We start from the raw sequence: 8,216 nt of genomic DNA, 5'->3' as shown, positions 1-8,216 counted from the left end.
GCGCTGCACCGGTCACCGTCAGCACCGCCACCGCTGACGGGTATGCGAGGCTCACCGTTCACGACGCCGGTCCCGGCATGCCGGCCGAGTTCCTGCCACACGCCGGGGAACGATTCGCCCGCGCCGACGCCGCCCGCGCCACACCCGGCAGTGGTCTCGGCCTGTCCCTCGTCGACGCCATCGTCACCGCACACGACGGGCACCTGTGGTGGTGCTCCGGCCATGTGCACCACCATCCGCGGCCCGCACCCGTCACCTGCACGCACCCCGGCACCGGCACCACCATCACCGTCCTGCTCCCCGCAGCCTGGGCAACCCCTGGCTGACGGACCAGGTCAGGGTTCGGGCGTCGGTGCTGCCCAGACGGCGACCGCAGCCGCCGCGCCGCTGGCGTGGTCCGCGTACTCGGCCGACGAGCGGCCGCAGGATGCTGTCCCGGCGGGGCCCGCCGCAAGGACATCGCCAACCTCGGTCAGCCTGCCGTCGCCGCCGCCATCACCGCCGCCGGCTACGGCGCCGAACTGGTCTGCTGAGCGCGCCTCGAACCGGCTGTCGCCCAGCGGCGCGTCAACGGCGGACTCACGGTGCCGGTTCGGGGCGGAGCGCGGCGATCGTGACCGCCACCAGGCGTTCGACCGCCGCCTCTGATGGCAGGTCGGCGGCGGCGCCGAGCGCGTGCCGGCAGAACTGGGCCAGTTCGGCGGCGTCCACGTCGATACGGGCGGCGCCGGCCCGCGCGCTGTCGGCGATCAAATCGCGGATGAGCGCGTGCAGGTGCTGCTCGGCCTCGACCAGGTGTGGTCCGCGATGCAGGCCTGCGGCGAGGTCGGTGCCGTGATGGCGGTGGCCGATCAGCGCATAGGTGCGCAGCACCGCGGCCAGCCTATGCAGGGGTTCCCCGGGTTCGTCGCGGGCGGCGATGAGCTGCTGGACGTGCCCGGTGACCTGCCGTTCGTGCCAGGCGAGCAGCACCGCCTGCACGTCGGGGAAGTATTTGTACAGCGTGGCCCTGCCGATCCCGGCCGCGGTGGCCAGCTGCGACATCGTCACTCCGGTCAGCCCGTGCTCGTGCACGAGCGCCGCCGCGGCGTCCAGGACGGCGTCGCGCACGGCGTGGCGGTGCTCGGTGATCGTGTCGTTCCACAGCTTCGGCACCGCCCCACTGTACGTCTCGCCATTGTCGTGACACTATGAAACGGACTAGACATTGTGTCTCGAAAAAATGGAGGACAAGATGTCGGACGGAGACGACGCGGCGCGGATGCCGCGGTGGGTGAAGATCGTCGGCGTCGCGGCGATCCTGCTGGTCGTCCTGTTGATCGCTGCGCTGTTCAGCGGACATGGTCCGGGACGGCACATGGGCGGCCATGGCGTGTCGGCGCCCGTGGCAGCCGTGGATGGGGCCGCCGGGTGGCTGCGGTGAGAATGGCGCCGCCGCTGCGTAAGGCGGTGCTCACCGCGCATGTCGCCGCATCGGTCGGCTGGCTCGGCGCGGTCGCGGCGTCCATCGCCCTGGCCCTCGCCGCGCTGACCTCACCGGACCTGCGGGTGGTCCGGGCTGCGTATCTGGCGATGGACATGCTCGGCTGGTCGGTCCTCGTGCCGATCAGCGTGGCGTCGCTGCTGACCGGCCTGGTGCAGTCGCTGGGCACGGTATGGGGTCTGGTGCGGCACTACTGGGTGCTGTTCAAGCTGTTCATCAACGTGGTTGCCACCGCGGTGCTGCTGCTCTACACCCAGACTCTCGGGTTGCTCGCCGACCGGGCGGCGGACCCGGCGTCGACGCTGGCGCAGCTGCGCGGCCCGTCGCCGCTGGTCCACGCGGGTGCAGGCCTGCTGCTGCTCGTCGGCGCGACGGTGCTGTCGGTGTACAAGCCGCGCGGCGTCACCGGCTTCGGCCTGCGCCGCGCCGCAGCGGCTGCATAGCAGGGGCCTTCAGCCGCGGCGCATCAGGCGGCCGACGGCGGCCATCATCTCGGTCGCCATCTCCTCGCCCTTGCCCTCCTCGGCGCCGTGCTGCATGCAGTGCCGGGCGTGGTCGTCCAGCAGGCCCAGCGCGACCTTGTCCAGGGCGGCCTGGATCGCACCGATCTGGGTGAGCACGTCGATGCAGTAGCGGTCCTCGTCGACCATCTTCTCGATCCCGCGCACCTGCCCCTCGATGCGTCTCAGGCGGCCCTGGAGCTGGTCCTTGGTTGCGGTGTAGCCCCGTGTCGGTGTGCTCATGCGACCAGTGTATGTACCCCCTAGGGGTATCGTCCAGGTCGCGCCCGTGTGGGCGGGGTGGATCAGGTGAGCGCGGTTGCAGCGGTGCCACGACCACACCCGACGCCTGGCACTGTTGGTGCAGCGTGCCGAGCAGTGTTGTGTCAAAGACGACCTCGACGCCGGCGCCTCTCCCGCCGGCGGCACGGAGCGGGCCTTGGTGAACCCAGCACCGCTACCGGACTCGGGCAGCTTGGCAACGGGGCCGAGACCAAGTACGACCGCGCCGCGGCCCAGACTCGCGTGGTCGTCGGAGCGCCGAGCGAGCTGGAACGGCGAGGGTCAGTGCGGCGGGTGGCCACAGCCAGTTGAGCACCGGGTCTGCGGCGGGACCGAATCCGATCAGGACCAGGCCACTCACGCCCAGGAACAGGGCGGGCACGGTCGCCCACCGCTGGGGTCGGTCGGTGTACCGCGCCGACAGGACGGCCAGGGCGACCCAGCCGAGGGCGAACCCGCACAGCACCGCGCCGGTGACGGCGCTGTCGTTCACCGCGACGAACGGGGCGAGGATCAGCAGGACGGCCGCGACAAGCCCGGTGACCAGGGAGCCGGCCACGATCCGGCCGGTACGCGCATTGCGAAGGATGGGTGTCATGCGGCGAAAATACCCCCTATGGGTATCTGTTGAAAGAGTTGACACTGATACCCCCTGGGGGTAAAGATGGCCCCACGCAGATACCCCCTGGGGGTACGAAGGAGTGATGGATATGGCAACCGCATCCCGGCGATGGTGGGCCCTCGGGCTCATCGCCCTGGCCCAGTTCATGGTCATCATGGACACCTCGATCATCGGCGTCGCCCTGCCCCGCATGCGGGACGACCTCGGCTTCACCCCGGGCAACCTGTCCTGGGTCTTCAACGCTTACGTCGTCGCGTTCGGCGGGCTGCTGCTGCTCGGCGGCCGGCTGTCAGACCTGTTCGGCGCCCGGCGCGTGTTCGCCACCGGCTGGGCGATCCTGCTCGCCGGTTCGCTCGGTGCCGGCCTCGCCGACGGCGCCGCGGTCGAGCTGGCCGCCCGCGCAGTGCAGGGCGCCGGTGCGGCGCTGATCGCCCCGTCGGCGCTGACCCTGCTGATGATGCTGTTCGGTGCCGAGCCGAAGGAGCTGACCAAGGCCCTCGCGCTGTACGGTGCGGCCGCCCCGGCCGGCGGCACCGCCGGCGTCTTCCTCGGCGGCGTGATCACCGAGTATGTGAGCTGGCCCTGGGTGTTCTACATCAACGTGCCGATCGCCGTTCTCGTGCTCGCCCTCACCCCGGCAGTCATGCCGGCAGGCGGCGCCCGCCGCGGCTCCCTCGACCTGCTCGGCGCGCTCACCGTCACCGTGGGCCTGGCCGCCGCGGTGTATGCGATCGTCCGCGCTCCCGAGATCGGCTGGTCGTCCGCGCGGACGTGGCTCGTGCTCGGTGCCGCGGTGCTCGCGCTCGGCGCGTTCGTGGCGATCCAGGCCGCCCGCCGGGAGCCGCTGGTCCGACTGTCGATCTTCCGGGCGCCGGACCTGGCCGCGGCCAACGTCGCGCAGCTGCTGCTCGGCGCGGCATGGATCCCGATGTGGTTCTACCTCAACCTGTACCTGCAGCAGGTCCTCGGCTACAGCGCCTTCCCCAGCGGCGCCGCACTGCTGCCGATGACCGTCCTCATCATGCTCGGCATGATTCTGCTCGCCCCACGGACGATCGGCCGGTTCGGCCCGAAGGCGACGCTCGTCGCCGGCCTGACCGTGCTCGCCGCAGGCCTCGGCTGGCTGGCGTTCGTCCGCCCAACCGGCAGCTTCGTCGCCGACGTGCTGCCCGCCTCGCTCGTCGCGGCGCTGGGCATGTCCCTGGCGTTCATCCCGTCGCTGGGTACCGCGATCGGCGCGGCCCGCCCGGAGGAGGGCGGCCTCGCGGCCGGGATCGTCAACACCAGCTACCAGGTTGGCTCCGCGCTCGGCCTGGCCGCGATGACCGCCGCCGCCGCCGCGGCGGGCGCCGACCAACTGGGCAACCTGCCCGCCCTCACCGACGGGTACTCCGCCGCGTTCACCGGTGCCGCCGTCATCGCCCTTGCCGGCGCGGTCATCGCCGCGCTCACCCTGCGCCCGGCGCCCTCCGTACCGGCCGCCGCGGCCGAGCCCGAGCAGCAGACCGCCGCCCGGGTGTGAGCCCTCTCAACGCATGCCCGCTCGATACCCCTAGGGGGTAGAGGTATCATGGAAGAAGACCGGCAACTTTCGAAGGAGCCCGCCATGACGACGACCACCTACACCGTGAACGGGATGACCTGCGGCCACTGCGTCAGCTCCGTCAGCAGCGAGATCGGCAAGCTCGGCGGCGTCAGCAACGTCGAGGTCGACCTGGCCACCGGCGCCGTCACCGTCACCAGCGACCAGCCCTTCGACGACGACGCCGTCCGCGCCGCCGTCGACGAGGCCGGCTACGACGTAGCGAGGTAGTCATGCGCACACCGCTCCGGCTCGGCGCCTACGCGCTCGGGCTGGCGGCCGTGTTCACCGCCGCGTTCGGGATCGGCCACCTGGCCGGTCCCGGCACGGCCCCGGCCGCCCACACCAGCACCGACCACAACCCGACCCACCAGGCCGCCGACGGTCACGATGAGCACGCCGCCACCGCGGCGCCGCTGCCTGGCGGGCTGCAGATCACCGAGGACGGCTACCGGCTCCAGCCGCTCACCACCGCACTGCGCACCGGCACCGCGGCACCGTTCCGGTTCCGGATCCTCGGCCCCGACCAGCAGCCCGTCACCGGCTACACCACCAGTCACGACAAGGACCTGCACCTCATCGTCGTGCGCCGTGACCTGACCGGCTTCCAGCACGTGCACCCGCAGCGCGACGCCGACGGCACCTGGAGCGTCCCGCTCGCCGTCAGTGCAGCCGGACAGTACCGGATCTTCGCCGACTTCCAGCCCACCGGCCATCCTCGCGGGCTCACCCTCGGCGCCGACGTCCCGGCGCCCGGCGACTACCAGCCGCAGCCGCTCCCGGCCGCGCAGCGCACCAGCAGCGTGGACGGCTACACCGTCACCGTCGACGGCGACTTGGTCCCCGGCACCGCCTCCAAGCTGACCCTGACCGTCAGCCGCGACGGCGCACCGGTCACCGACCTGCAGCCGTACCTGGGCGCGTATGGCCACCTCGTCGCGCTGCGCGACGGCGACCTCGCCTACCTGCACGTCCACCCCGACGGCGCACCCGGCGACGGCCGCACCGCAGCCGGACCGCGGATCACGTTCTACGCCGAGGTCCCCACCGCCGGCACCTACCGGCTGTATCTGGACTTCCAGCACGGCGGCACCGTCCGCACCGCAGAATTCACCGCCGTCGCCGGCAGTGCACCGGCCGCCGCGCCGGCCCCCACCGCGCCGAGCCCGGCACCGACCGCGCCCGGGCACGGCGATCCCGGCCACACGCACAGCTGAGGACACTTCATGGCAACCAAGCTCCCGCTGATCGCGGCACCGCAGCGGTTCGAACTGGCCATCGGCGGCATGACCTGCGCCTCCTGCGCCGCGCGGATCGAGAAGAAGCTCAACCGCATGGACGGCGTCACCGCCACCGTCAACTACGCCACCGAGAAGGCCACCGTCACCGTCACCGGCGACGTCACCGCCGCCGACCTCATTACCACCGTCGAGCAGACCGGCTACACCGCCGCCCTGCCCACGCCACCGCAGGCGGGTAGCGGTGCAACAGCCGGTGAGCCCGCCGACGAGCTGCAACCGCTGCGCACGAGACTGTTGGTGTCGCTGGTACTGACCGTGCCGGTGATCCTGCTTGCCATGGTCCCGGCGTGGCAGTTCGACTTCTGGCAGTGGGCGTCGCTGACCCTCGCCGCGCCGGTCGTCGTGTACGGCGGGCTGCCGTTCCACAAGGCCGCCTGGATCAACCTGCGGCACGGCGCCGCCACCATGGACACCCTCGTGTCTCTCGGCACGATCGCCGCGTTCGGGTGGTCGCTGTGGGCGCTGTTCCTCGGCACCGCCGGCATGCCCGGCATGACCCACCCGTTCGAGCTGACGATCGAACGGACCGACGGCGCCGGCAACATCTACCTCGAGGCAGCCGCCGGCGTCACCCTGTTCATCCTCGCCGGCCGCTACTTCGAAGCCCGTGCCAAGCGCCGTGCGGGCGCCGCCCTGCGCGCCCTGCTCGAACTCGGCGCCAAGGACGTCACCGTCCTGCGCGACGGCGTGGAGCAGCAGATCCCGGTCGAGCAGCTGACAGTGGGGGACCGGTTCGTCGTGCGGCCCGGGGAGAAGATCGCCACCGACGGCGTCGTGCAGGACGGCACCTCCGCCGTCGACGAGGCCATGCTCACCGGCGAGTCCGTCCCCGTCGAGGTCGGCCCCGGCAGCACCGTCACCGGCGCCACCGTCAACGCCGGCGGGCGCCTCGTCGTGCGCGCGACCCGCATCGGTGCCGACACCCAGCTCGCGCAGATGGCGAAGCTCGTCGAGCAGGCCCAGACCGGCAAGGCCGCCGTCCAGCGCCTCGCCGACCGCATCTCCGGCGTGTTCGTCCCGATCGTCATCGCCCTCGCCGCCGGCACGCTCGGCTACTGGATCGGCACCGGCTCCGGCCTCACCGCCGCGTTCACCGCCGCCGTCGCCGTGCTCATCATCGCCTGCCCCTGCGCACTCGGCCTGGCAACGCCGACCGCGCTGCTGGTCGGCACCGGACGCGGCGCCCAGCTCGGCATCCTCATCAAAGGCCCCGAGGCCCTGGAATCCACCAAGCGGGTCGACACGGTCGTGCTGGACAAGACCGGCACCGTCACCACCGGACGCATGACCCTCCACGACGTCGTCACCGCCGCCGGCACCGCCGCCGATGCGGTGCTGCGGCTCGCCGGCGCGCTAGAAGCCGGCTCCGAGCACCCGATCGCCCAGGCGGTCACCCGCGCAGCCACCGACCGGATCGGCGCCCTTCCCGCGGTGACCGGCTTCGCCAACGCCGAAGGGCTCGGCGTCCGCGGCACCATCGACGGGCACACCGTCGTCGTCGGCCGCGCCAGGCTCCTGCTCGACGACGGCCTGACCATCCCCGACGACCTGCGCGCCGCGCAGACCGCTGCCGAACACGCCGGCCAGACCGCGATCCTCGCCGGCTGGGACGGCCAGGCCCGAGGCGTGCTCACCGTCGCCGACGCGGTGAAATCCACCAGCCGGCAGGCGATCACCGAACTGCGCAGGCTCGGCCTCACCCCGATCCTGCTCACCGGCGACAACGCCACCGTCGCCCGCACCATCGCCGAGCAGGTCGGTATCACCGAGGTCATCGCCGACGTCCTACCCGCCGGCAAGGTCGACGTGGTCAAGCGCCTGCAGGCCGACGGGAAGGTCGTTGCGATGGTCGGCGACGGGGTCAACGACGCTGCCGCCCTCGCCCAGGCCGACCTCGGCCTCGCCATGGGCACCGGCACCGACGTCGCCATCGAGGCATCCGACCTCACCCTCGTCCGCGGCGACCTCCTCGCCGCCGTCGACGCCATCAGGCTCTCCAGGCGGACCCTGCGCACCATCAAGAGCAACCTGTTCTGGGCGTTCGCCTACAACGTCGCCGCCCTGCCCCTCGCCGCCGCCGGCCTGCTCAACCCGATGCTCGCCGGCGCCGCCATGGCACTGTCATCGGTGTTCGTCGTGTCCAACAGCCTGCGGCTGCGCGGATTCCGATCCCAGCACGCCACTACCACATGACGGCGGGCAGCGACCCGGTGAGGTCACGCGGGCGAGCCGGAGGGTCCGCCCGCGTGACCTGAGCTGAGCGTGTGCCGCACTGGACGGCGCATCTTTCATACAGAGCTGACCTGAACGGGCCGCAGAGCCACGATCCGGACGTGTTCAAGTGGGCGTAGACCCACCCAGCGGCGGTCGCCGGGCTGCGCGAGCGGGTGTCCGGCCGGACACGCGGTGCGCCGTGACGACCTGGTAATGGGCGGCAATGGGCAGG

11 protein-coding genes are annotated in these 8,216 nt (G+C 72.0%); 8 read left to right on the top strand and 3 right to left on the bottom strand.

Annotated features, from left to right (window positions below; all coding sequences use genetic code 11):
• Both ABZS58_RS44385 and ABZS58_RS44380 read left to right on the top strand, forming a co-directional pair.
• The coding region (locus ABZS58_RS44385; protein ID WP_354790176.1) for a sensor histidine kinase at positions 1 to 326 on the top strand (326 nt) is incomplete at its 5' end.
• A gap of 66 nt (positions 327 to 392) precedes the next feature.
• The gene (locus ABZS58_RS44380) at positions 393 to 533 is read left to right on the top strand and encodes a hypothetical protein (RefSeq protein ID WP_354790174.1); all 141 of its coding nucleotides are present in this window, start codon (positions 393 to 395) and stop codon (positions 531 to 533) included.
• Positions 534 to 579: 46 nt separating this feature from the next.
• Here ABZS58_RS44380 and ABZS58_RS44375 read toward each other — a convergent pair whose 3' ends face one another.
• Complete coding sequence (locus ABZS58_RS44375; RefSeq protein ID WP_354790172.1) at positions 580 to 1,155, bottom strand: TetR/AcrR family transcriptional regulator; 576 nt, start codon at positions 1,153 to 1,155, stop codon at positions 580 to 582.
• A gap of 67 nt (positions 1,156 to 1,222) precedes the next feature.
• Here ABZS58_RS44375 and ABZS58_RS44370 point away from each other — a divergent pair, with 67 nt between their 5' ends.
• Together ABZS58_RS44370 and ABZS58_RS44365 are read left to right on the top strand one after the other, a co-directional pair.
• Positions 1,223 to 1,423, top strand: a complete 201-nt coding sequence (locus ABZS58_RS44370) for a hypothetical protein (RefSeq protein WP_354790170.1) — start codon at positions 1,223 to 1,225, stop codon at positions 1,421 to 1,423.
• Positions 1,411 to 1,926, top strand: a complete 516-nt coding sequence (locus ABZS58_RS44365; protein ID WP_354790168.1) for a DUF2269 domain-containing protein — start codon at positions 1,411 to 1,413, stop codon at positions 1,924 to 1,926. Before ABZS58_RS44370 ends, ABZS58_RS44365 begins: the two co-directional genes overlap by 13 nt.
• 9 nt (positions 1,927 to 1,935) lie before the next feature.
• Here ABZS58_RS44365 and ABZS58_RS44360 read toward each other — a convergent pair whose 3' ends face one another.
• Together ABZS58_RS44360 and ABZS58_RS44355 are read right to left on the bottom strand one after the other, a co-directional pair.
• A complete protein-coding gene (locus ABZS58_RS44360) occupies positions 1,936 to 2,226 on the bottom strand; it encodes a metal-sensitive transcriptional regulator (protein WP_354790166.1) in 291 nt (96 codons plus the stop codon).
• Between the two features lie 214 nt (positions 2,227 to 2,440).
• The gene (locus ABZS58_RS44355) at positions 2,441 to 2,863 is read right to left on the bottom strand and encodes a hypothetical protein (RefSeq protein ID WP_354790164.1); all 423 of its coding nucleotides are present in this window, start codon (positions 2,861 to 2,863) and stop codon (positions 2,441 to 2,443) included.
• A gap of 112 nt (positions 2,864 to 2,975) precedes the next feature.
• Between ABZS58_RS44355 and ABZS58_RS44350 the strand changes: the two genes are divergently transcribed.
• The 4 genes from ABZS58_RS44350 (at position 2,976) to ABZS58_RS44335 (ending at position 7,963) form a co-directional block, all read left to right on the top strand.
• A complete protein-coding gene (locus ABZS58_RS44350; protein ID WP_354790162.1) occupies positions 2,976 to 4,409 on the top strand; it encodes an MFS transporter in 1,434 nt (477 codons plus the stop codon).
• Between the two features lie 84 nt (positions 4,410 to 4,493).
• Complete coding sequence (locus ABZS58_RS44345) at positions 4,494 to 4,700, top strand: cation transporter (RefSeq protein WP_354790160.1); 207 nt, start codon at positions 4,494 to 4,496, stop codon at positions 4,698 to 4,700.
• 2 nt (positions 4,701 to 4,702) lie between these two features.
• Complete coding sequence (locus ABZS58_RS44340) at positions 4,703 to 5,686, top strand: hypothetical protein (RefSeq protein WP_354790159.1); 984 nt, start codon at positions 4,703 to 4,705, stop codon at positions 5,684 to 5,686.
• 9 nt (positions 5,687 to 5,695) lie between these two features.
• Entirely contained in the window at positions 5,696 to 7,963 is a 2,268-nt protein-coding gene (locus ABZS58_RS44335) for a heavy metal translocating P-type ATPase (RefSeq protein WP_354790157.1), read from the top strand.
• The last annotated feature ends 253 nt before the right edge of the window (positions 7,964 to 8,216 follow it).

Origin of the sequence: Dactylosporangium sp. NPDC005555, from assembly GCF_040605635.1 — a bacterium.
GTDB lineage: Bacteria > Actinomycetota > Actinomycetes > Mycobacteriales > Micromonosporaceae > Dactylosporangium.
Note: the sequence above shows the minus strand (reverse complement) of the source record. Positions and strands in the feature narration are given on the sequence as shown.

Excerpts from the sequence above, each read along its gene's own strand:
- ABZS58_RS44370 (WP_354790170.1), top strand. The coding sequence starts at position 1,223 with ATGGAGGACAAGATGTCGGACGGAGACGACGCGGCGCGGATGCCGCGG.
- ABZS58_RS44360 (WP_354790166.1), bottom strand. The coding sequence starts at position 2,226 with ATGAGCACACCGACACGGGGCTACACCGCAACCAAGGACCAGCTCCAG.
- ABZS58_RS44355 (WP_354790164.1), bottom strand. The coding sequence starts at position 2,863 with ATGACACCCATCCTTCGCAATGCGCGTACCGGCCGGATCGTGGCCGGC.
- ABZS58_RS44350 (WP_354790162.1), top strand. The coding sequence starts at position 2,976 with ATGGCAACCGCATCCCGGCGATGGTGGGCCCTCGGGCTCATCGCCCTG.
- ABZS58_RS44345 (WP_354790160.1), top strand. The coding sequence starts at position 4,494 with ATGACGACGACCACCTACACCGTGAACGGGATGACCTGCGGCCACTGC.
- ABZS58_RS44340 (WP_354790159.1), top strand. The coding sequence starts at position 4,703 with ATGCGCACACCGCTCCGGCTCGGCGCCTACGCGCTCGGGCTGGCGGCC.
- ABZS58_RS44335 (WP_354790157.1), top strand. The coding sequence starts at position 5,696 with ATGGCAACCAAGCTCCCGCTGATCGCGGCACCGCAGCGGTTCGAACTG.